Raw genomic sequence first — 23,736 nt, 5'->3', positions numbered from 1 at the left:
TCCAGAGACGCATTCAGCTGTATTATCACATTGCCAAACAGTCGTGATGCAGGCCGTGCGCCCGCCACAGCCGAAGACCGGCAAAGAAAACCCCGTTATGTTCCGATAGAATGTAATACGTGCGTAAGCTAACGTTAATCCGGATAAACACTTAAAACTCAGAGGAGTCTTGTCTGTGCCTGAGGCCGTCAGTGAATTTGTGATATCCCAGCCGGGATTGGTGGCGGCATTTGTGACTCTGCTGTTGGCAACCACCGTTATTGTTGCCGTGTTTCTGGCGAAGGCGAGGGCGGAAAACCGGGCTGCCGGCCTTCAAGCTGACGTCGCAGCTCAAAACCGCCGGATCGAAGAACTGGTGGAGGAACGCCAAAGCCAGCGAGTGAAGATTGATGGGCTTGCGAGCGAGCTGAGCGAAGCTCGAGCAGTTCTCCGAGAGCAGCAAGTCGTGCTGAAAGAAGAGCGGCGTTCGGCTACAGAGAAACTTGCGCTGCTGGAGCGCAATCGGGATGCCCTGAAGCAGGAATTCGAAAATCTCGCCAACAGGATTTTTGAGCAGAAAAGCGAGCGTTTCACCCAACAAACACGCACAAGCCTCGATACCTTGCTTAACCCCTTTCGGGATCAGTTGCAGGATTTCCGCAAGCGGGTGGAAGATGTATACACCTCAGAAACCCGGGATCGGCAGGCTCTGCGTAGCGAGATAAAATCCCTTCAGGATCTCAATCGACAAATTACCGAAGAGGCTGCCAACCTGACCCGGGCTTTAAAAGGCGATAAAAAGATTCAGGGTAACTGGGGTGAATTGATCCTTGAGCGCGTTCTGGAGAAGTCCGGGCTACGCAAGGGCGTTGAATATGAAACCCAAGGCAGCTACCGAGACGGCGATAACCAATTGTTGAGGCCAGACGTGGTGGTGCACCTTCCGGATAACCGGAACCTGGTTATCGACTCCAAGGTATCTCTTCTGGATTATCAGAAGTGGGTGACGGAGGAGGGCGACAGCGCTCGGGAGGAAGCACTGAAAAATCACGTGGAAGCGGTGCGCAACCACATCCGTACCCTCAGTGAGAAAGACTATAGCCAGCTTGGTGGCCTGCACTCGCCTGACTTTGTTCTGCTTTTTATGCCCATAGAACCGGCATTTGTAGCGGCTTTTCAGCAGGACGAGAACCTTTTCTCGGAAGCGTTTGAGCGAAAGATTATTGTAGTAACACCCACAACACTGCTCGCTACGCTGCGCACGATCGAAAACATCTGGCGGTATGAGCGCCAAAGCCAGAACGCACGATTGATTGCTGAGCGCGCGGGCGCAGTTTATGACAAACTCAGGGTGTTTGTGGAAGCCATGGAACGCCTTGGCGGGCAACTTCATACCGCACAGGTTACTTACGATTCGGCCATGAACACGTTAACCAGAGGGCGGGGTAACCTTATTTCCCAGGCAAACCGGTTTGTTGAGCTTGGAGTGCGGGTTAAAAGGGAACTGCCGAAAGCAATTACGGATCAGGCCGAGGTCGATTCCGAGCAGGAAGCACATCGCGGCCAGCCGGATTCAGAAAAACAGACAATTGGTGCAGATAACGAATAGGAGTAAGGACCATGGCGGTAGGGTTTGGGAATATCCATATTTCAGTCTTGAGAATAAAAAGCAAGCAGCTGGCAGGAGTTGTGGCTATCACCTTGGCACTGTTGGCGGGTCAGGCTGCTGCACTGGCGCCAGAGCACGAAACTCGCAGACTGCTGCTGGCGATCGAAGAATCGGTAGCCGCTGAAAATTGGGGCGAAGCCGGTGAATACCTCAATCGCTTGCAGCTTCTGGATGCGGAAAAGCCGATCGATTACAATTACTACCGTGGCAGAGTAATGCTGCAGTCTTCTCACTTCAACGAAGCCCAATCAGCGCTTGAAGCCTACGTGACCAAAGCGGGTACTGAAGGCAGCCATTATCAGGATGCTCTGAAACTGATCACCGGGATTGAGCGCGCAAGAAAAGAGAAGTCTCAGGTGACAAAGGTTGGTGGTGAATCCCGAATCGCTGTGATTGAGCCTGCTGGCGACAAGCGAAGTGCGTCTCTGCGCAAGCTGTACCTGGCAGACTCTGACCGCGAAGCGCTTGTTTTACACCTCAACAGTCTGCTGGGTGTTGCCGGGTGGCGACAGGACCAGGCGATTGTGCGTCTCGACCGGCCAGCGGATATTGAATACCGGCTGAGCAGCGGAGATGACGCCATCTCCGTTCAGCAACTGCGGCGTAACAGCTCCGGAGGCGTTGCACGGACAACCAGCCGGATTCCGGTGTTTGGTGTAAGTCCCCAAGTAGAATGGGGATGTGAACCTGCGGTGGCTACCTGCTGGGTATACGATCCGAGAGACGGCTCGCGTTTGCTTCAGCTTTCGCCAAACCGCAGCCAGGTTGAGGAAATTGCGCAGACTCTGGGTAAACTGATCCGCAATCTGCAGACTCCTTCGGGTTCCTAGTGCTCAATCCTGGGGTTGTCCCGCTCGCCTTCACGATAGGCGCCCGGGGTAACACCTGTCCACTTCTTGAATGCCCGGTGAAAGGTTGAGGGCTCCGTAAACCCGACTTTTTCCGCGATGTCATTAATTGAGAGCTCCTGTCGGCTCAGGTAGTAAATTGCCGTATCCCTGCGCAGCAAATCCTTGATCTCCTGGAATGATGTGTTTTCCTGCTTCAGCCTGCGGCGCAGTGTTTGTGGGCTGGTGTGCAGTTCAGTCGCAATCCATTCAAAGTCGGGCAGAGGTTTTGAAAAATCCCGGCCGATGAGCGCTCTGATCTTGCCTGTAAAGGTATTGCTCTCGTCCGGTCGGGATAACAGATCCGCCGGTGAGGTTTTCAGGAACTGACGGATCTCCGGTTTGTCTCGGATGACCGGGGCAGATAGGAAACGTTTATCGAACGTCAGGGCGGTGCAGTCAGACTCAAATTCCAGAGGGCAATGAAAAATATGGCGGTACTCATCACCATGAGGCGGCCTTGGGTAGTCGAACTCGGCTTTCTCAAGCTCCACCGGCTGCCCGATCAGCCAGCTACCTAACCGGTGCCAGATAACCAGTATGCTCTCCCGCAGAAAGTAATGAGGATCGTGGATCTCGCCTTCCATATGAGTAACCAGTCGAACCTTCTGCTTATCGATTTCCAGTTTCATGGCAACCATAGGATCAAACAGCCGGGAAAACTGGTATGCCCGGTGGTAAACAGCCTCCAGCGTAGGGCAGTCAATAACCAGCGCACACATAGTGGCGAACGTGCCAACCCGGGCCCGCCGTGGACCCATACCCATGAATTCATCATCCATGCGGTTCCAGGCAGTCTGTAACAACAAACTGAACTGATTGCTGCTAACCCTCGCCATCTCGATACGCAGAAGATCCGGGGATATGTCCGCTTCCCGGAGCATTTCTCCGGTATCAAACCCCAAATGCTTAGCGCCGGCCAGGGCGGCCTGCACAAAGTGCCGTGAAACTGTCAGATCAGACATCTAACTCGCCAATTCATGAAAACGAGACCTATCATAAAACCCCCCAGCTACAATGCAACCGAAGCGGCTGTAACAATCGGCTAATGGGAATGGTGCAACAGGCAGTTGGCCTTAACAGCAAAAGCGTGCAGCATGGAGTGACTCTCAAAAAACAAACAGAACAACACATTACAGAGAAGGAGAACACCATGGCAGGTCCGTTGACCTCGATGAAAGTTCTGGATTTCAGCACCCTGCTGCCCGGGCCATACGCCACAATGCTGTTGGCAGATATGGGCGCGGAAGTACTGAGGGTTGAGGCTCCAGACAGGGTAGACCTTACCCGTGTAATGCCGCCCCACGATGCGGGTGTGAGCACCGCTCATGGGTTTCTGAACCGGGGCAAGCAGTCTCTTGCGCTTAACCTGAAAAAAGAAGGCAGCAAGGAAAAGGTTCTGGAGCTGGTCAAGGAATACGACATTGTGATTGAGCAGTTCCGGCCCGGCGTGATGGATCGCCTTGGTATTGGTTACGAAACTCTGAAAGCGATCAACCCCGGGCTTATCTACTGCGCCATTACCGGATACGGCCAAACGGGTCCTTACAAAGACCGGGCAGGGCACGACATCAACTACCTCGCCCTTGCCGGCGTAAGTAGCCATTGTGGCCGTGAAGACAGCGGCCCCCCACCGATGGGTATCCAGATAGCGGACGTAGCAGGCGGCTCCCACCACGCGGTAATGGGCATACTGGCCGCCGTGGTTCATCGCCAGCAAACCGGAGAAGGGCAGTTTGTTGATATCAGCATGACCGATGCCGCCTTTGCACTCAACGGCATGGCCGGCGCTGCCTGCCTGGCCGGCGGTCAGGAGCAGAAGCCGGAAACCAGCTTGCTGAACGGTGGGTCCTTCTACGATTACTACCAGACTCAGGACAACCGCTGGCTCTCTGTGGGAAGCCTGGAGCCCCAGTTCTCCGCACGGCTGTGCGACATACTGGAACTGGCCGATATGAAAAGCTTGGCCCTGAGCCAGAAGCCGGAACACCAGAAAGCCTTCAAAGCCGCGCTCGGTGAAAAGATACAGCAGAAAACACTGGCGCAATGGCAGACTGTTTTTGCCGATATAGACGCTTGTGTGGAGCCGGTTTTGACCATTTCCGAAGCCGCTGAACATCCGCAGCTGAAAGCACGGGATATGGTAATTGGTGTTGATCGCGGTGATGGTACTTTGCAGAGGCAGATCGGGTTTCCGATCAAGTTTGAGAAAACGCCAGCGGCGACAACACTCATTGGACAGCCGATGGGAGGGAAGTAGTCAGAAAGTATGATTTGTTGCGAAATAGCCTGAATATAAATTCAGTTTTCTCGACCTTCTGCTAGCTTTAATAGTGTCGCCGATGACGGCGAATCCTTTATGCAACAATTATAAGGGTGACACTATGCAAACCTGGAACAAACGGGTCGCGCGAACAGCGCGCGGCGCAGTGCTGGTGCTATTGGGTAGCACCATGCTAACTGGCTGTTTCGATGGCAGTAGCTCATCGTCTCAGTCTGATCTGAATACCAACTTGTTTCCTGCAGATGGCAAGTTGGAAGCAACCATCAGGAGAACGGGTGAGGGCGTGCCCCACATAAAAGCCGATAACCTGAAGTCTGTGGCATTCGGGCATGGTTATGCTCAGGCTCAAGACAATGTTTGCCTGTTAGCAGAGGCCATTGTTAAAGCGCGTAGTGAGCGTGCCAGGTACTTTGGGCCTGGGCCAGGTAATATTAATATCATCAATGATTTCAGTTATAAGGCTCAGAAAATTCTAAGCGGTGCTGAAGAGGAATACCCACAGCTTAGCCCTGAAACAGAAGCAATGATTGAAGGTTTTACCGCAGGCTACAACAAATACGTGAGCGAGACGGCACCAGCGGATTGGCCACTGGAGTGCAAGGACCAGCCTTGGGTAAAGGCAATTACCCCGGTTGACCTGTTCGCGCACTACCGAATCGTGGGTCAGTTTGCCAGTGGTGCACTGTTTGCGACCGGCGCCGTTTTTGTTGCCGTTCCGGATGGCGAATCGCCGCAGCCGACGCCGGTTGTGAACGTGACAGGTGACGCAGATGATGCGCTAAGCAAAGAGCTGAAGCGCGTTGTTGCAAACGCCCGTGTGAACGCGGGTGCCCAGACAGACTATCAGGACATCGGCTTGGGCAGTAACGCCTGGGGCATTGGCGGCGACATGTCGGAGCAAGGCAGAGGTGCGCTGTTGGCCAACCCACACTTCCCCTACACCGGCCACCGCCGGCTGTATCAGGTTCAGCTGACGGTTCCGGGATACCTGAACACCAACGGTGCCGGCCTGTTGGGCACGGCGATCCCGCTGATCAATTTCAACGAGAATCTGGCGTGGTCCCATACGGTCACCACCAGCCGCCGCTTTACCCTCTATGAACTGACCCTGAAAGACGGTGACAACTTTACCTATATAAAAGACGGTAAAGAGAAACCCATCACCTCGGAAACCTATCAGATCGAAGTGAACAACGGCTCGCCGACGCCAACGGTGCTTGAGAAGACCTTCTACTTCTCCGAGTATGGCCCGATGTTGGCGGCAGATGCCGTTACCGGCGGCGGGTTAAAAGCGTGGGGGGTGAACGGCAAGGCCTATAGTTACCGCGATGCCAATGCTAGCACCAAAAACCTGCTCGATACCTGGCTGAAAATGAGCCGTGCATCTGATCTGGAAGAATTCCAGGCGGTTTTCCAGAGCTGTGGCAGCACACTTTGGACCAACTCGACCTACGCCGATGATCAAGGCAACGCCTACTACATAGACAGTAGTTCCGTGCCCAATCTGTCAGACGCGACGCTCGCAGTGATTGACTTCAAGCGCGCGGTAAACGCCGACTACAACGCCTTGTTTGAGGGCGGTCTCACCCTCCTGGACGGCAGCAAATCGCGGGATGATTGGGTTGAAGGCCAGTGCAACGGGCTTGTGCCTTTTGATCAACGCCCCCAGTTGACCCGCAAAGACTGGGTTCAGAACTCCAATGACAGCTACTGGGCAACAAACCCGAATCAGTTTCTGACCGGATTTTCGCCCATGTTCGGCTCGGAGCAAACGCCGCTGAACCCGCGCACGCGCATTGGCATTACCATGCTACAGAACCCGATGGAGTTGGGTTTTGCAGACCGCGCACCAGCCGGTCAGGACGCCAAGTTTGGTGCGATTGACCTGATAGAAGTCATCTACAACAACCGCACCTGGTACACCGACATGTTCCTGAGTGAGCTCAGAGCCCGGTGCACCGCTATCGGCAGTGATCCGGTTAACCTGTCAGGCGGAGGTACGCGTGGTGTGGACGAAGCCTGCGGTGTCTTGCAAAGCTGGGACGGCGTTTACAATACCGACAGTGTTGGCGCTCACGTATTTCGCGTGTTCATCGCCAACTACCGCAATGATTTCGGCACAGACTTGACGGTACCGTTTGATGCGAAGAGCCCTGTGACCACACCATCCACACCGTCGCAGACCGAGTCCGGAACCGCAAGCGATGTTATGTTGGTGGCGCTGGCCGATGGACTGCAGGCGCTGGACTCCGTGAATATTCCTTACAATGCCGCTCTTGGCGATGTTCAGTACTATCAGCCTTCGGGTGGCGTGCCCCCGGGAGGAACGCCGGTCGAGCTGAGTAGCCCAATTGCCTGGCACGGCGGCGATGGTTCTGTGGACGGTGCTTTTAATGCCATTGGTGTTGTTACCAGCCCGGTTGCCGAGGACACCGTGCTTCCGAGAATTGCGCCGACAACCCTGCCCAATACGGCAGGCCTGTCTGATCAGGCCGGCAGCGGATGGCAGATGGCCCGAGGAACCAGTTGGCACTTTGGTCTGGAATTTACGGACCAGGGCCCGGCTGCCTACGGGCTAACCAGCTACTCCCAGTCATCAGACTCTGATTCACCTTACTTCACGGACCAGAGCCAGCGCTTCTCAGATGAGAATTATCGCCAGTTCTGGTTCACCGAGGCAGACATTGAGGCGAATCTTCTGGTGAATGGCGAAGTAACCATCAGCCAGTAATCCGGTGCTGCGCAATAACTAAAAAGGGGTGGCCGAAGCCACCCCTTTTTGTTGAGATTGAAAATACTCAGTCTTGCTGGACAATCTCGGTGATGTCCGGATCAGCACTCAGGGCGTTCGGAATAACGGCGGTGCCCATTGTTGCAATGATGCTGGCTGTCTCCGTTACCATTTCTGTGAACACCCTTACGTCGTTTTCCCCACCTTGTGGAAGAACCGGCGTGCCGTGAGTACCGGCGAGATAACGGGTGATAGCCGCGTTATTCAGAGGCACCGGTGTTCCGCTTCCCGTAACGGCGACTGCACCGAGCAGTTCCGCGAATGGCTCTGTACCGGAAAGGTACGCGTCAAACGCCTGCCCCAACGGATTGGCGAGCGGGTCGTTCGGGATGACCGTATCACCGTTAACCTGGGACAGGGCAACCGGCGTGGCAGACGCATTCAGGCTGGCGGCAAAGCTGATCGGGTCTGCCGAATCCAGCGCTGCCTGGAACACGTTGAAATAGGTTTCCAGGTTGGCATCGCCTTGTGCCAGGCCTGCTGCTGCTTGAAGACCACCGAGAATTCTCGGCGCAAAGGACGGCGAGTTCTCCAACAACCTTATGATGCCAGCGCCCGGCGTCAGAAGCTGAGCGGCAACGATGTCGTCATCCGCATTGCTGCTTTCGTTGGCGACCGCTACAAACGGCGCGCCGACGATGGTGCCAAGGGAGTGGCCTGTGAAGTAAACGCTGTCGGCGTCAAGGTCCGCGCCAGCCGTGCCGTCGAAGTCCAGACCACCGAGAGAGGCCCGCACGTTCAGCAGGTCGACAATGGCTTGACGGTTGTTGTCCCTGGAAGTTGTAAAGCTGGTCAGGTTAATGAATAGACTACCTGAGGCTCCATTGGCTGCTGTCATGGCCGTTGGCATATTCGCAGCGTTCGCGGTGAAGTCAAAGTGGCGTTCATTCTCGGTCTTCGCAATACCGGGAACGGTTGAGCCTGCGTTTGCAACGGTATTTTCAAATGAGCGCAGTGAGCGTATGGCAGCGTCGAGAACTGGTGCCTGAGCTGGAGGTGCTCCAGAATCCTGGGTGGAGGCGCCACTGGCGACCGCGGTTACAACGTCCGCCGCTGTGGCAGCGTCCACACCGAGGGCGCCAGCCGCGAAGCCAATGGCAATTTGCCCGCCGATGACGGCATCAATGTTAGCTTCATTCGCTGCAAGAGAGGCGGGTAGACCACCGGCCTGACCGCTATCGAGCAGTTGCTCTGCCAGCGCGCGCTGTGCGGCCGGGCTGACCGGCGTTACTCCGTGCAGTGGCTGGTCGATAACCACCACAGCTACCTGTGAGGCATTGGCCAATGCACTACCGAACGTCAGCGCAGCGCTTCGATCGGTGGTGATGCCATGCATATACATAACGGTTTCCAGTCGCGTGATGCCATCGTAGCTTGCCGGATAGAAAACCATGATGGGTACGGTTACGTCCTGGGTTTTGGCAGGGAACGGGAACCGGTAGTTGACTACCTTGCTGACGGCAGGGCTGGACTGAGCCAGTTCAACGCCCAACTGATCGCCTGCTGCGGCCGCCAAAGCTGCGTTAGCAGTCCAACTCTCGGTGTTGATCACGGAACCTTCTGCGTCGGAGGAGCCGGTTGGTACTCCGAGATAATAAGGAAGGTCGATGGTGCCCTGAACCAGATTCACCTGGCCGAAATCAACAAACTGGCTGGCAACAGCCGAGACTTGGGTTACGTCTTGTGGGGTGCCGAATGTAGCGGTTGAGCTTTGATCCGTAGGCGTAGGTAGAAGACTTGCCGCAGTAAAGGCGTTTACAAGGCCAGCAGCCTGGCCGTTGGCGACAGGTTCTGCATCTGCAACAGCATTATTGCCAACTGTATTCAGAGCGAAGAAGTCAGTTGTACCGCCTTCCCGAGCGCTCGAAACCGCTTCGAAGCGCGTTGAACCAAGGATGGTTTCCTTGAAGAAGGCTGTTGGGTCAGCAATGTACTGGAGAACACGCTGGTCGTTGGATGTGGTGAAACTATAGGAAATCGCAATGTTGCCCTCGGTAAGGGCGTTACCGGGGCGCGCTTGATTTGGAACGCCGAAGAAGCTCGCGGCCACTTTTTCCCAGAACGTATCAACAATTTGGCGAACCGGGGCCAGGGCTGTCGGGTTACCCAGAGGGCGTTCCGGATTGGCGACGTCACGATACACCGGGTCCTGAACAATCGGGTCTCCGTTGATATCCAGCACTTCGTTGGTGACGACGACCAGATAGCGTGTGAACGGGTTCAGCGGTTTGGTCGGGTTGATACGAATAGCGGAGGTGCCATCAAGGGTTACAACTTCAGCAACGTAATCCGGTGACTGGGCAAGGCCTCCGAGGTATGCGCCCGCCTGAGCCTGATTCCTGCCGCTGAGATCCTGAGGTGCTGCGCCCGCAGCTACTTGAGCCGTGATCGCAAGAGGGATTGTTGGCGATTCGCCAGCGCCAAGCCCGCGCACAGGGTCGCCGCCGGCGTATTTCAGTTCAATCAGGAACACCGTTTGACTCGGGTTTGGAATGAGACTGGTGGGGTCCGTTGGGTCTGCAAAGATAAAGGCTCGAGAATCTACGGATTCCGGATCGATTTGCCCGTTAAAACGCACGACGGCCGGAGCAATGGAAGACGCACCGCTGAGCTGGTTCAGTGCTGTTGTTACCGGTGGCGACGAATCCGGAACTTTAAAAGAGCCATCCGCCTCGTTGATCGTAGTGTTTGGATCATCCGAACGGAAAATTAGGTCGTTAGGCAGGGGCAGGTTGCTGGTCACAGGGTTAAAGAACGGCCAGGTTTTTCCATCCAGTTCTGGATTGGAAATCTTGTAATCCGGATTAGCATTCGCCCCATCGTCGCCGCTACTAAAGCAGCCTGTTAGCCCAAGGGAAGACGCCACGGCAAGACTTATTAGAGTTTTCTTGAACATGGGTGGAACCTTTTCCTGTTGTTGTATCGTTATGTTCGGCAACTAACGGGGCCGGTCTGATGCGGTAAACCCGATGTCAGTGGCCTGTTCTGCTTAAACGGTTGTCTGAAATTGTAGCCAGCGCTTCAAGCCAATTTCTATACCTATGACTATAGCGCCACTATAGCCAGTGTTGATCAGCCAAAAGTGTGATTCTTGCTGTTTGGGTCTTCCTCGCACAAAGGGGAGCTTGGCTTTACTGAAAAATAGTAGGCTGTACGCTGTTTGTCGAGCCTAAGCGGGGGATATGCAGGGGTTTTCAAAAATTGTATCAATTGCCCGCCAGAGTATGTGTTCTGGCGGGCAAGCGGGTTATTTGAAACCCGAGAAGTCTGGCTTGCGTTTTTGCATAAATGCGCGAAAAGCTTCAGCCGCCTCCGGCGATTTCAGGCGTTCCCCAAACAGCTCACCCTCAGCCAGCATGGTGGCTTTGAGTTCTGCCTGAGTGGGGCCGCCAAGGAGCTTTTTGGTAGCGCGTATGGCGGCAGGTGGCTGGCTGGCGAGTTGCTGGCAAGCTTCGAGAGCTGCTGCTTCGGTGTCGGCAGAATCACACACCCGGTTAATCAGCCCAAGGCGATAGGCATCGTCTGCACTGAAAGCCCCGCCCAGCATCAGCAACTCGGCGGCGCGCACCCGGCCAATCCAGGAGGGCAGCAGCAGGCTGGAGCCACCTTCAGGGCACAGGCCCAGGCTGGCAAATGGCATCTGGAAGCGGGTATTGGTGCCGGCGAATACCATATCGCAATGCAGGAGCATGGTGGTGCCAATGCCCACCGCTGCCCCGTTTACCGCCGCCACTACCGGTTTGGTGGCGTTGGCCAGAAGAAAGAGAAAGCGGCCTACAGGTGTTTCTTCGAAGCTACCGGGTAACCCGCTGGCAAATTCGCCCAGATCGTTGCCGGCGGTAAAGCACTCATCGCTGCCGGTAAACAGTATGCAGCGAATATCAGAATCGGAGTTGGACTGTTCAATTGCATCTCCCAGCGCTGTATACATGGCATGGGTGAGAGCATTCTTGCGGTCCGGGCGGTTAATGCGAACGGTCAGAATCCGGTTGTTGATCTCGGTACGAACAAAGTCTGTCACGGTCTCTCCTGGGGTGCTTTCTGAAGTCTTTTTGTCATTTGATTAGGATGATACCTTTTTTGAGGCGTTTGTTAAGAAAAGCTTCGCCTTCTGTCTGGTGCCGCGCTCTTGCGAATTTCTGGTAAACTGTGCCTCCTGTTTTTCGACGATACGATCATAACGAGACGAACCTGATGAGGCGCCTATGACCACCGTAATCCGCCAGGATGACCTGATTGAAAGCGTAGCGGACGCGCTGCAATTTATTTCCTACTATCACCCGAAAGATTTTATACAGGCTGTGCACGAGGCCTATCAGCGGGAAGAGTCGCAGGCGGCCAAGGATGCCATGGCGCAGATTCTGATCAACTCGCGTATGTGCGCCGAGGGCCACCGGCCGCTGTGTCAGGACACCGGGATTGTTACGGTATTCGTGAATGTCGGCATGAACATTCAGTGGGATTGTGAGATGTCGTTGGACGACGTGATCAATGAAGGCGTCCGTCGTGCCTATACCCAGCCGGACAACGTGCTGCGGGCATCGATTCTGGCTGATCCGGATGGTAAGCGTCAGAACACCGGAGACAACACGCCGGCAATCATTCACTACAAGATTGTTCCGGGCGATACGGTTGAAGTACACGTGGCAGCCAAAGGTGGCGGTTCTGAAGCCAAATCCAAATTTGCCATGCTGAACCCTTCGGATTCCGTGGTCGACTGGGTCCTGAAAATGATCCCTCAGATGGGTGCTGGCTGGTGCCCGCCCGGAATGTTGGGCATTGGTATTGGCGGCACGGCTGAGAAGGCGATGCAACTGGCGAAAGAGTCGCTTCTGGATCCGATTGATATCCACGATCTGCAGGCACGCGGTGCATCCAATCGTGCGGAAGAGCTGCGCCTTGAGCTGTTCGATAAGGTGAATGATCTGGGTATTGGTGCTCAGGGCCTTGGTGGCCTGACAACCGTGCTGGATGTGAAGATAAAAGACTATCCAACTCACGCCGCGAACAAGCCGGTTGCGATTATTCCGAACTGTGCCGCTACCCGGCATGCACACTTTACGCTCGATGGCACTGGGCCGTCTCTGCAAACGCCGCCGAGCCTGGAAGACTGGCCGGAAATCACCTGGGAAGTAGGTGAGAACGTGCGCCGCGTGAACCTGGATACGGTTACGCCAGAAGATGTAAAAGACTGGCAGCCGGGCGAGACCGTGTTGCTGTCTGGGAAGATGCTGACCGGCCGCGACGCAGCGCACAAGAAAATGGTCGATATGATCAACAACGGCGAAGAGCTGCCGGTGGATCTGAAGGGCCGCTTCATATATTACGTAGGCCCGGTTGATCCGGTGCGTGAAGAAGTGGTCGGCCCCGCAGGCCCCACCACTGCAACACGTATGGACAAGTTTACCCACACGATGCTGGCGAAAACCGGCCTCACCGGCATGATCGGCAAAGCCGAGCGCGGTCAGGCGGGCATTGACGCCATTCGCGAATTTGGTGCGGTGTATCTGATGGCAGTGGGCGGTGCTGCGTACCTGGTGTCAAAAGCCATCAAGCACGCCGAGGTGGTGGCCTTCCCGGAACTGGGTATGGAAGCCATTTACGAGTTTGATGTGGAAGACATGCCAGTAACGGTCGCGGTGGATTCCCGTGGTTCTTCTGTGCACCAGACTGGCCCGGCTGAGTGGCACGAGAAAATCATTGCTGCCAAGGCGGTCTGAGATTAAGTAAGTCGGTAAAACGAGGGGCCGGAATTTCAACTCTGGCCCCTCGCTTCAGGTTTCTGCCCTTTCTCCTCTAGCTCGAACAGCTGATATTCAGGTGCTTGCCCCAGTTTGGCGGCAGTGCTGCGTATTTTTCATGTTCCGGCTGCTCGTCATACGGCCGCTCCAGAACCTTTATCAGCTCTTTCATGGGCTCGTAATCGCCGTTCTGTGCTTCCAGAATCACTTGCTGCGCCAGATAGTTCCGCAAGATGTATTTGGGGTTTACCCTGCGCATCTCGTATTCACGCTCGTCGTGGGCACGGGTTTCTTGTTCAAGCCGCTGCTCGTAGCGTTCCAGCCAGTTATCTGCCACTTCGCGATCCACAAACAAGTCTCGCACAGGTGCATGGCCGTGAGCTTGCAGGTTTGAAAGTGCCCGGAAGAAAGCCGTGTAGTCCGTATGGTGTTCCTGCAGCATGCTGAAGGTATCCATAATCAGGCTGAGGTCGGCTTCGTCTTCCTGTACCAGGCCGAGTTTGTCTCGCATGTTCTGTAAAAAACGCCCGTTGTAGGCAGCTTCGTAGCGTTGCAAACCGTTGCCGATGGTGCCTTCATCCATTACTGGCAGCAGGGCGTTGGCAAGGTACTGACAATTCGCAAAGCCTACCTGAGGTTGGCGGTTGTAGGCGTAACGGCCGCCTTGGTCGGTGTGGTTGCAGATGTAACCGGCATCAAAGTCGTCCAGGAATGCAAAGGGTCCGTAATCGAAGGTGTCGCCGATAATAGACATGTTGTCGCTGTTCATAACGCCATGGCAGAAGCCTACAGCCTGCCAGTCTGCAATCAGGTGAGCGGTGCGTTCCACTACTTCTTCAAACCACCGGGCGTGGCGTTCCTCATCTGCCAATTTGATGAGGTGTGGGAAGTGAAGCGCTATAACGTGCTCAAGCAGTGTTTTTACCGCTTCCGGCCCTTCATGGTGTGCGGCAAATTCAAAATGCCCAAAGCGGATATGGCTCTGGGCAACGCGCACCAGTGCTGCAGCGGTTTCAATGGATTCTCTGCGAATCGGGTCCCGGGCGCTGACCATAAACAGGGCGCGAGTGGTTGGAATGCCGAGCCCGTTCATGGCTTCGCTGCACAGGTATTCGCGAATGGTTGAGCGCAGAACCGCCCGGCCATCCCCGAAGCGGGAGTAGGGCGTCATGCCGGCGCCTTTGAGGTGCCAGTCCCAACGGCGGCCATCGGGGCCTACCGTTTCCCATAAAAGAAGGCCACGGCCATCTCCCAGTTCCGGGTTGTACATGCCAAACTGGTGGCCGGTGTATTTCATGGCGACCGGGTCCATGCCCTCAAGTAACTCCGTGCCTCCACCGATTTTGGCCCAGTCGGCTTCGTTGGTGACATGAAACCCCATTTCCTGCGCCAGTTTGTGGTTGAAGCACACCATTTTTACGTCTTTAAGTGGAGTGGGCTGAACGCGAGTGTAGAAGCTGTCCGGGAGTTCGAGGTAGCGGTGCTCTACACGAAAATCGTTGCTACTCATAAAAACCTATACTCCCATATGGTACGAATTCTGCTGAATGCTTAATTAACCGATCCATCAAAGACGGGAACCTTAACGTGACCGACAGTGAACTCAAAACAACCATCGACACCCTGATTGAGAAAGAAGGGCTTCCTCAAAATTACGCTACTACCGTAAAACAGACCATCCTGCCTCTGATAGAACAAATTGTCTCGTTAAGGAACGCGAAGAAGAGGACCGTTGTTGTGGGGATTCACGGCGCCCAGGGCACCGGGAAGTCCACTTTGGCATTGTTTCTGACCAGGCTGCTTTGCGATCACTGGCAATACCCCACAGCGAGCTTTTCGCTGGACGATCTTTACCTTACCAGAGCCGAGCGGCGGGCACTTGCTGAGCAGGTACACCCCCTGTTTATGACCCGGGGTGTGCCCGGAACACATGATGTAGAGCTTGGCGAGTGGGTTATTGATCAGCTTCGAACCGCCGGCCCAGGCGATCACACCCGTATTCCTGCGTTCGACAAGTCTCATGACGACCGTGTCCCATCGAGCGGGTGGCCCGTTTTCGACGGCAGGGCAGAGGTTATTCTGGTTGAGGGCTGGTGTCTTGGCGCTCTCCCTGAAGAAGAGAACGCTCTGGCCGACCCCCTCAATGCACTGGAAGCGGAGGAGGATCCCTCGGGCACCTGGCGAAGGTATGTAAATCAGTGCCTTAAAGGCAAGTATCAAGAGTTTTTCAGCGAGCTGGATAGTCTGATTATGTTGAAGGCTCCGTCGATGTCGCGGGTTCTGGAATGGCGCACTCTGCAGGAACACAAACTCGCGGAAAAAGTAAATAGTGCACTAAATGAGCGCACCTCTGCGAACGCTGCGCAGGATTTGCGCATCATGAGTGATCAGGAGGTGATCCGCTTCATCATGCACTACGAGCGGGTTACCCGGTCCTGCCTAAAGCAACTACCAAGCCGGGCGGATGCGCTGATTGAGGTCTCAGGAGACCATGCCTTGAGCCGCCCTCATTTTCGGACCCAATCATAAAGGGGTTTCCCATGGCCAAACCGCGCCTGCTCATATTTACAGATCTGGATGGAACCTTGCTCAACCATGAAAGCTATCGTTGGCAGCAAGCGAGGCCGGCATTGCAGAGGGTTGCAGAGGCAGGCATTCCGCTGATCCTGAATTCCAGCAAAACCGCTGCGGAAGTCCGGATACTCCGTGAGCAATTGGGAAACACCGATCCTTTCATCGTAGAAAACGGTGCAGCTGTCGTTATTCCTGCAAATGCTTTTGGAAATGAAGGCGAGCAAGTTGTGCATTTTGGGGCACCCCGGGATGAAGTGCTGCAAGTGCTGGTGACACAAAGAGCAAGTGGTGCACGTTTTCGGGGCTTTGCGGATATGTCAGATGACGAATTGGCGGAATACTCCGGGCTGGATTCTGCTTCGGCTGCACGGGCCCGGCAGCGCCTGGGAACGGAGCCGCTGTTGTGGGAGGGAAGCGAGGACGAGCGGGTATGTTTTGAAGCTGCCCTGGCGGCTGAAAACCTGCGACTTGTTAAAGGCGGCCGGTTCTATCACGCCATGGGCATTTTTGATAAAGCCGATGGGGCCCGTTTTTTGCTAAATAAATACAGAGAACAATACCGGGAGCGCTATGGCGACCAGCGAGTGATAGCCATTGCTTTGGGGGACAGCCCCAACGATCAGCAAATGCTGGAAGAGGCCGACATTCCGGTCGTCATCCGTGGGGTGAATAGCAACGAGGTGCAATTGCCCTCAGGGAAACACGCTATGCGCTCTCTCAAGCCTGGCCCTGAAGGCTGGAACGAGTGTGTACTCAATCTCCTGTTTGAGTATGGATATTAGTACCGCAAAGGAGAATCGCCATGGGCGACTTTTATCAGAACGGCATCGTTACCACACTGCACAACCTTGTTCGCCGGCCGGTGGAGGATCTGGAAGCCGAGTTGATGACATTTCGCAAGTCCCGGCCTATGTCACTCGTACTGCCGTCACTCTACTCCGAACTGGAAGGGCCGGCGTTAAAGCACATAGTGCATGAACTTACGAAAGTGCCGTATCTGGATGAGATTATTGTTGGCCTGGACCGGGCCGATGAAGAGCAATATCGCCATGCGCTTGAATATTTTTCCGAACTTCCACAAAACTTCAAAGTGCTCTGGAATGATGGCCCGCGTCTCCGCGCTATTGACCTGAAACTTCGAGAGCAGAATCTGGCGCCGACGGAAATGGGCAAGGGCCGCAATGTCTGGTATTGCTTCGGCTATGTGTTGGCCTCCGGCGTCAGTGAATCGGTCGCATTGCATGATTGTGACATCCTCACTTATTCGCGAGACCTGGTGGCGCGTTTAATCTATCCGGTGGCTAACCCCGGTTTTAGTTATATGTTCTGCAAGGGTTACTACGCCCGGGTGGCGGATGGACAGATGAACGGGCGAGTCAGTCGCCTTCTGGTGACGCCTCTGATTCGTGCTTTGAAAAAAGTGTGTGGTCCGAGTGATTTCCTGGATTACCTGGACAGTTACCGCTACCCCCTGGCTGGAGAGTTCTCCTTCCGCACGGATGTGATTAATGATCTTCGCATTCCCAGCGACTGGGGCCTGGAGATCGGTGTGCTCTCGGAAATGAAGCGGAACTATGCCACCAACCGGCTCTGCCAAGTGGACATTGCTGATCTCTACGATCATAAACATCAAGAGCTCTCACCAGAGGATGTCAACCAGGGACTGTCCAAGATGAGTGTGGATATTTCCAAGGCGCTGTTCAGGAAACTGGCAACGAATGGAGAGATATTCTCAAGCGAGAAATTCCGGACCATCAAGGCTACCTATTTCCGTATTGCCCTGGATTTTGTGGAGACCTATCAGAATGATGCCATCATCAACGGTCTTGGGTTTGATCGCCATAAGGAGGAGAAGGCCGTTGAACTGTTCGCTCAGAACGTGATGAGTGCAGGTGCGTACTTTCTTGAGAATCCAATGGATACCCCCTTTATTCCAAGCTGGAACCGGGTAACCAGTGCGATTCCGGATATCAAGGAGCAACTGCTCGAGGCTGTGGATCTGGACAATGAGGAATACCGTCCGTGAGCCAGGTACTGAGGGCTAAACTGGTCAGTATGCTAGAAACGGTCTATCCGGCGCTGGATTGTGACTTCCTCGCCGGTCAGCTTCTGACAACAATGGGGTTGCCGCCGGATCAGCCTCCGCCGCCTGCGCATCAGAACCACTGGGCTGAGTCTGATGTCGTTCTGATCACCTATGCGGACACGGTTCAGCAAGCGGATGAAAAGCCTTTGGCCACACTGCATAAATTTCTGAGTCGGTGCTTTTCCGATAGCATTTCCGCCGTTCATATCCTGCCTTTCTTTCCCTACAGTTCCGATGACGGTTTCTCGGTAATGGATTACCTTGCAGTCAACGAATCCCATGGTCGGTGGGAGGATGTTGAGGCCATCGCGCGGGACTTCAAGCTCATGGCTGATTTGGTGATCAACCATATGTCAGCTCGTAGCCGTTGGTTTGAGAATTTTCGGAAGCGGATTGATCCGGGCAAGGACTATTTCTTCGAGGGGAACCCCCGGGACGATCTGAGCGCGGTGGTAAGGCCGCGCACGTCACCATTACTTACGCCGGTGCAGACCGACGATGGCGAGCGTTATCTCTGGTGTACCTTCAGTGAAGACCAGGTTGATCTTAACTTCGCCAATCCTCAGGTGTTGATCGAGTTCGCTGCCATTATCCGGTACTACCTTGAGCGTGGCGTGATTATTTTCCGGTTGGATGCTGTTGCATTCCTGTGGAAGGAGCCCGGGACCCCGAGTATCCATCTGCAACAGACCCATGAGCTGATCAAGATTTTGCGCCTGCTTATAGAGCACCACAGCTCCGATGCAGTGGTCATTACAGAAACCAACGTGCCCAACCGGGAAAACCTGACCTATTTCGGCAACGCCAACGAAGCCCACGTAATCTACAACTTCTCTCTACCACCACTACTGATCAATACGCTGGTTACTGGCGACTGCAAGCACCTGAAAACCTGGCTTATGAGCATGCCGCCGGCACAAATGGGAACTACCTATCTCAACTTTATTGCCTCCCACGATGGCATTGGCATGCGACCCACGGACGGGCTGCTGTCTGAAGAGGAAAAACAGCGACTGGTCAACACCATGGATTCATTCGGCGGTAAAGTGTCGTTCCGGCGCACGCCAGATGGCCGGGACCAGCCTTATGAAATCAACATCGCTCTTTATGATGCGCTGAAAGGTACGGCAGAGAATGGCGCGGACCATTGGCAACTGCAGAGGTTCATTTGTGCGCACACGGTGATGCTCGCACTGGAAGGCATACCCGCTTTTTACATACACAGCCTGCTGGCTACGGAAAACGATACCGCTCGGATGGAACATACCGGCCGCCTACGCTCTATCAATCGCGGCCAGTGGCAGCTTGCGGATCTGGAAAAGGACCTGGAGAACCCGTTGAGCCACCACAGCAAAGTCTATCAAGAGTTGAAACGCCTGATTACGATTCGTCGCAAACAGCCAGCTTTTCATCCTAATGCGACCCAGTTCACCTTGCATCTGGGGCTAAAGTTGTTCGGCTTCTGGCGCCAGAGCATGCGGCGGGACCAGTCTATTTTCTGCATTCATAACATCAGTGACGAAGTGCAGCAGGTGGTATTGAGCGACATCAACCTGATCGGCACGGATCGCTGGCACGATCTTATCGCGGGTACGGCGATCGAGGATCTTTCAGGTGCTATTACCTTGAAGCCTTATCAGAGCGTCTGGTTGTCCAATCGGGAGTAGGGCAAAATGCCTGAGTGCCCAAAACGTCAGCCTTCCGAAAAACCAGAATACTCCTGCTCTCCGCCTATGACGCAGGCAGCCATTGTCGCTGGCGAGAGCAGCTGGTGCACAGCCAGCCGGCATCTGATGATCAGCACAACAGCATCGACCCCCAAATGGTAAATCTGTACAGCGCTATTGCAGCCGATAGTGTGCTGTTCAACAGTGACTGGAACCGGCGGAGCTTTCTTGATGGTGTTGATGCACTCTTCCGACGATTACCTGATGGCATCCCGGAGGGAACGTTCGAACTCCTTGCCGCGAAATCCTGTGTTCTGCCGGTTCCTATCGATGACCACGTATTCATCAACAACGAAGGATGCCGGAACCCTGAGGTGGGAGAGTGTTTATGGAGCAATGGTCGTGAGCTCAGACCTTGTTCATCGCGGCTAAGGATTGTGTGGGCGGCCCGCTGGGAATATGACAAGGGCCCTGACCGGCTGCTCGCGATTCTGCAGGAACTCGATCGCAGAGCGGTGAATTATCAAGTGTGCATTCTTGGTGAGAGCTTCCGAAAAGTACCCGAAGCGCTGGTGACGATATTTCGGCTGAGGCTGCCCACGCAGCGGCACTGATTGAAAACCAGTCTGTGGATAGCCACCATGAGCGATCAACGGTGCCAGACGTGAAGCGTTTCAGTCGTGACGCATTGACGCCGGTATACAAGACGCTGCTTTCGAAAACTATTGCAGGCAGCGCCTGATATCAGACCCGGGTACAAGGTACAGACGGTAACCGGATTATGAAAACATACTCATTACAACCACCCAGCCACATGGGGTATCCTGACGTGATATTCCGGACTGGTCACTCGATTCATGACTGGACACTCAAAAGTGCCGAGATTCGATACATGATGAAAGCAATCAAGATAAACGGCGACTCCCTGGTATGGGAAGACTGCGCGAGCATTGAAGAGCTGCCGGCAGATCACGTAGAAATAAACGTTGTCTGGACTGCGGTTAACCGTGCCGACCTGTCGCAACGGGCCGGGGTTTATCCCCCACCTCCGGGTGCGTCTGACATTCTTGGGCTGGAAGTGAGTGGTCGCATCTCAGCAGTTGGCAAATCCGTGACAACGTTCAAACCGGGCGATGAAGTGTGCGCATTGCTTACAGGTGGTGGTTACGCGACCAAGGTTGCTGTTCCTGCGGTTCAGGTGCTGCCGATTCCGAAGGGATTCACGCTGAAAAAAGCAGCGGCTATTCCGGAAGTGTTTGCGACGGCCTGGCTGAACCTGTATCAGGAAGCTGATCTGAAGCCTGGTGAAAGGGTGCTCTTGCACGCGGCCGCTAGTGGCCTGGGCACAGCCGTTATTCAGATTGCCACAGCATTTGGCAACCCGGTATTTGCAACAGCCGGCGATGAAGAAAAGCTGGAGGTTTGTCGTAATCTTGGTGCAACGGGCACCTGGAACCGGAAAGACGGTTCTTTTGTGGATGCCGTGAAAAGCTGGGGCGGTGTCGATATGGTGCTGGACCCGGTCGGGGGAAGCTACATCAAAGAGGATCAGAAAGTTCTGAGCGCCGATGGCAGGATTATTCTGATTGGCCTCATGGGTGGTCGGTCTGCAGAAGTTGACCTGGGCCTTATGTTAATGAAACGTCACAGGTTGATAGGCTCTACATTGCGGTCCCGCTCAGTCGCAGACAAGGGGCGTGTAATGCAGGCGCTGTATCGTCACGTCTGGCCGTTGCTGGTTGCAGGGCAGATTGAGCCGATGATCGACAGCACTTGGCCCATTGAACAGGTTGAAGAGGCCATGGCGCACGTGGCGGCCAACAAAAATACCGGGAAGGTACTCCTCAAAATAGGAGCATAGCCTTCCCTGCGTTGAGGCCGCTTTGTTTTAGTCGGCAATATGAACCAGTTGCTTACCGAAGTTCTTGCCCTTCAGCATACCCTTGAAGGCCTCAACTGCGTTTTCGAGGCCTTCGGCAACCGTTTCACGGTATTTGATCTGGCCTGAAGCGATACGGCTTGTAACGATATCGGTAATCTCCTGATGCTTGTCCTGCCACTCGGTTACCAGGAAAAAACGGTGCTCGGGAACCGGGTCGAGGCGCTTGAGAATATCGAACGGCGTCTCTACCTTGTCTGTGCTCTTGGCATTGTACGCTGAGACATAACCGCAAATGGGTACCCGTGCCCCTGGGTTCAGCAGCGGAGCAACGGCTCTGGTAACGTCACCACCTACGTTCTCGTAGTAGATGTCGATGCCGTCCGGGCAGGCGGCTTTCAAATCGGCTTCCAGATTGCCTGCTTTGTAATCCACGCAGGCATCAAACCCCAGCTCATCAACCACATAGCTGCATTTTTCCGGACCGCCGGCAACACCCACTACCCGACAACCGTTTGTTTTGGCGGTTTGGCCAACAACCGTGCCCACTGGGCCAGATGCCGCAGAAACTACGACGGTTTCACCGGCTTTGGGCTTGCCCACGTAGGTTAGGCCGCAGTAGCCGGTGCGACCTGGCATGCCGGCAACGCCAAGATATGTCTGCAGCGGAACGCCTTCTTTCTGGTGGATTTTGTAAACCATCGGCGCGTCTGCCGGGAAGGTTACGTATTCCTGCCAGCCTGAATAGCAAGTGACCAGATCACCGACTTTAAGCTTGTCTGACCGGGACTCCACAATCCGCGCCACGCTCTCGCCGGTGATGGGTTCATCAATGGCGATCGGGTCCATGTACCCTTTTGCATCGTTCATGCGCGGGCGCATGTACGGATCCAGAGACAGCCAAAGAATCTGCGCAACGACTTCACCCTCTTTGGGTTCGCGCACCGGGCGCTCTTCCATGACCAGATCACCCTTCTGGATTTCTCCGTTGGGGCGCTGCTTCAGCACAATGGCATGATTTTGATATTGGCTCATGGTGTTTCTCTCTACCTGAAGTTGGGTGGTGCTATATGTTGGGTGGTACTACGCTACCTGAAGTGAGGTAATTCGGAGCGATCTTGCTCCTTGGGTTGCGTAATGAAACCAGATTAGCGTGCAGCAGAATGATGTTGTGGTCAACCTCTCATGTTTTCTGCGGCCTCAGCGCTGCGGGGTTACATTACGGAATCTGAAGGTTATAATCGGACACCGGCTCAGGATGAGCACGAAAAAGACACCAATCTTCAGGGATCGAAGATATGCCCCATGCAAACGGATTGCAGTTTACCGCCCGTGTTGGCGAACTCTCCTCTGATCTATTTTCTGTTGTCGGCTTTACGCTGACCGAACGGTTATCCGAACTGTTTCACGGCTGCCTTGAGCTGGCCAGTACCGATCCTGACATTGGTGCGAGTGAGGTTCTGGAACAGCAGGTGGATCTGGTGGTCTGGCAGGATGGCGTGCCGCTTCGCCGCTTTACCGGCGTGGTCAACGAGTTTGCCCGGGGTGATTCCGGCCACCGTCGCACCCGCTACGAGTTCATCATCCAGCCGCCCCTATGGCGTTTGGGGCTGATGCACAACAGCCGCATCTTCCAGACTCAAACCACCGACACCATCGTGCGCACCCTGCTGGAAGAGCGGGGCATTGCGAACTCGGTGTTTGATCTCAAGCGAAATCCCCAGGAGCGCGAGTACTGCGTTCAGCACCGGGAAAGCGATCTGGCGTTTGTTGAACGCATGGCCGCAGAGGAAGGCTGGCATTACCGCTACCAGCACGGCAGCGTAGACGGAAGCGAGCAGCAGGGCCTGATCCTTGCCGACCACCACGGCGATGCACCAAGGTTGGAACCTGCCGAATACAACGGCAAGGCCGGTGGAAGCACCCAACAGCCGGCTGTGTTCCGCTTCCGTTACGAAGAACGGGTGCGTGTCGCCTCGGTCGCCATGAAGGACTACACCTTCAAAAATCCTGCTTATGCCTTAATGCACGAACAGAGCGCCGCCAGTGCAAACCAACGCCAGGATTATCAGCACTTCGACTACCCGGGCCGGTTCAAAGCTGACGCCAGCGGCCAGCCGTTTACCGAAGCCCGCCTGGACGCCCTCAGAAACGACGCCAGCACCGCCAGCGGCGAAAG

17 protein-coding genes are annotated in these 23,736 nt (G+C 54.9%); 12 read left to right on the top strand and 5 right to left on the bottom strand.

Annotated elements, in window-relative coordinates:
- Positions 1-175 precede the first annotated feature (175 nt).
- Complete coding sequence (rmuC, locus tag ACN0V1_RS14730) at positions 176-1,588, top strand: DNA recombination protein RmuC (RefSeq protein ID WP_417545717.1); 1,413 nt, start codon at positions 176-178, stop codon at positions 1,586-1,588.
- Positions 1,589-1,599: 11 nt separating this feature from the next.
- Positions 1,600-2,478 carry a hypothetical protein gene (locus tag ACN0V1_RS14725; RefSeq protein ID WP_417545716.1) on the top strand — a complete coding sequence of 293 codons (879 nt, stop codon included), beginning with the start codon at positions 1,600-1,602 and terminating at the stop codon, positions 2,476-2,478.
- Here ACN0V1_RS14725 and ACN0V1_RS14720 read toward each other — a convergent pair.
- The gene (locus tag ACN0V1_RS14720; protein WP_417545715.1) at positions 2,475-3,500 is read right to left on the bottom strand and encodes an AraC family transcriptional regulator; all 1,026 of its coding nucleotides are present in this window, start codon (positions 3,498-3,500) and stop codon (positions 2,475-2,477) included. The genes ACN0V1_RS14725 and ACN0V1_RS14720 overlap by 4 nt on opposite strands.
- Positions 3,501-3,688: 188 nt before the next feature.
- Here ACN0V1_RS14720 and ACN0V1_RS14715 point away from each other — a divergent pair, with 188 nt between their 5' ends.
- Both ACN0V1_RS14715 and ACN0V1_RS14710 read left to right on the top strand, forming a co-directional pair.
- Entirely contained in the window at positions 3,689-4,795 is a 1,107-nt protein-coding gene (locus tag ACN0V1_RS14715; protein ID WP_417545714.1) for a CaiB/BaiF CoA transferase family protein, read from the top strand.
- Positions 4,796-4,919: 124 nt separating this feature from the next.
- On the top strand, positions 4,920-7,550 hold the full coding sequence (locus ACN0V1_RS14710) for a penicillin acylase family protein (RefSeq protein WP_417545713.1): 2,631 nt from the start codon (positions 4,920-4,922) through the stop codon (positions 7,548-7,550).
- 67 nt (positions 7,551-7,617) lie between these two features.
- Here ACN0V1_RS14710 and ACN0V1_RS14705 read toward each other — a convergent pair whose 3' ends face one another.
- Both ACN0V1_RS14705 and ACN0V1_RS14700 read right to left on the bottom strand, forming a co-directional pair.
- Positions 7,618-10,506: a hypothetical protein gene (locus tag ACN0V1_RS14705; protein ID WP_417545712.1), complete on the bottom strand. Its 2,889-nt coding sequence runs from the start codon at positions 10,504-10,506 to the stop codon at positions 7,618-7,620.
- A 351-nt stretch (positions 10,507-10,857) separates the two neighbouring features.
- Positions 10,858-11,631 carry an enoyl-CoA hydratase gene (locus ACN0V1_RS14700; protein WP_417545711.1) on the bottom strand — a complete coding sequence of 258 codons (774 nt, stop codon included), beginning with the start codon at positions 11,629-11,631 and terminating at the stop codon, positions 10,858-10,860.
- 184 nt (positions 11,632-11,815) lie between these two features.
- On the opposite strand from ACN0V1_RS14700, the gene ACN0V1_RS14695 reads away from it, so the two are divergent.
- A complete protein-coding gene (locus ACN0V1_RS14695) occupies positions 11,816-13,330 on the top strand; it encodes a fumarate hydratase (protein ID WP_417545710.1) in 1,515 nt (504 codons plus the stop codon).
- Positions 13,331-13,406: 76 nt separating this feature from the next.
- On the opposite strand, the gene ACN0V1_RS14690 is transcribed toward ACN0V1_RS14695, so the two are convergent.
- Complete coding sequence (locus tag ACN0V1_RS14690) at positions 13,407-14,861, bottom strand: protein adenylyltransferase SelO (protein ID WP_417545709.1); 1,455 nt, start codon at positions 14,859-14,861, stop codon at positions 13,407-13,409.
- Positions 14,862-14,938: 77 nt separating this feature from the next.
- Between ACN0V1_RS14690 and ACN0V1_RS14685 the strand changes: the two genes are divergently transcribed.
- The 6 genes from ACN0V1_RS14685 (at position 14,939) to ACN0V1_RS14660 (ending at position 21,539) form a co-directional block, all read left to right on the top strand.
- Complete coding sequence (locus tag ACN0V1_RS14685; RefSeq protein ID WP_417545708.1) at positions 14,939-15,880, top strand: hypothetical protein; 942 nt, start codon at positions 14,939-14,941, stop codon at positions 15,878-15,880.
- Positions 15,881-15,891: 11 nt separating this feature from the next.
- Positions 15,892-16,707, top strand: coding sequence for an HAD-IIB family hydrolase (locus tag ACN0V1_RS14680; RefSeq protein WP_417545707.1), 816 nt, complete (start codon positions 15,892-15,894; stop codon positions 16,705-16,707).
- A 20-nt stretch (positions 16,708-16,727) separates the two neighbouring features.
- Positions 16,728-17,951 (top strand): glycosyl transferase, encoded by a 1,224-nt coding sequence (locus ACN0V1_RS14675; protein ID WP_417545706.1) that lies wholly within the window; start codon positions 16,728-16,730, stop codon positions 17,949-17,951.
- The gene (locus ACN0V1_RS14670) at positions 17,948-19,678 is read left to right on the top strand and encodes a sugar phosphorylase (protein WP_417545705.1); all 1,731 of its coding nucleotides are present in this window, start codon (positions 17,948-17,950) and stop codon (positions 19,676-19,678) included. Before ACN0V1_RS14675 ends, ACN0V1_RS14670 begins: the two co-directional genes overlap by 4 nt.
- Before the next feature lie 14 nt (positions 19,679-19,692).
- Positions 19,693-20,292, top strand: coding sequence for a tRNA-queuosine alpha-mannosyltransferase domain-containing protein (locus ACN0V1_RS14665; protein WP_417545704.1), 600 nt, complete (start codon positions 19,693-19,695; stop codon positions 20,290-20,292).
- 281 nt (positions 20,293-20,573) lie between these two features.
- A complete protein-coding gene (locus tag ACN0V1_RS14660) occupies positions 20,574-21,539 on the top strand; it encodes an NAD(P)H-quinone oxidoreductase (RefSeq protein WP_417545811.1) in 966 nt (321 codons plus the stop codon).
- A gap of 27 nt (positions 21,540-21,566) precedes the next feature.
- Here the strand turns inward: ACN0V1_RS14660 and ACN0V1_RS14655 are convergent, their stop codons facing one another.
- A complete protein-coding gene (locus tag ACN0V1_RS14655) occupies positions 21,567-22,592 on the bottom strand; it encodes an NADP-dependent oxidoreductase (protein WP_417545703.1) in 1,026 nt (341 codons plus the stop codon).
- A 263-nt stretch (positions 22,593-22,855) separates the two neighbouring features.
- Between ACN0V1_RS14655 and tssI the strand changes: the two genes are divergently transcribed.
- Positions 22,856-23,736, top strand: an 881-nt coding sequence (gene tssI / locus ACN0V1_RS14650) for a type VI secretion system tip protein TssI/VgrG (protein ID WP_417545702.1), incomplete at its 3' end; no start/stop codon positions are given.

The sequence above is a fragment of the Marinobacter sp. genome (assembly GCF_048266785.1).
Taxonomy (GTDB): Bacteria; Pseudomonadota; Gammaproteobacteria; order Pseudomonadales; family Oleiphilaceae; genus Marinobacter.
This window is presented reverse-complemented; position numbering and strand designations above follow the sequence as displayed.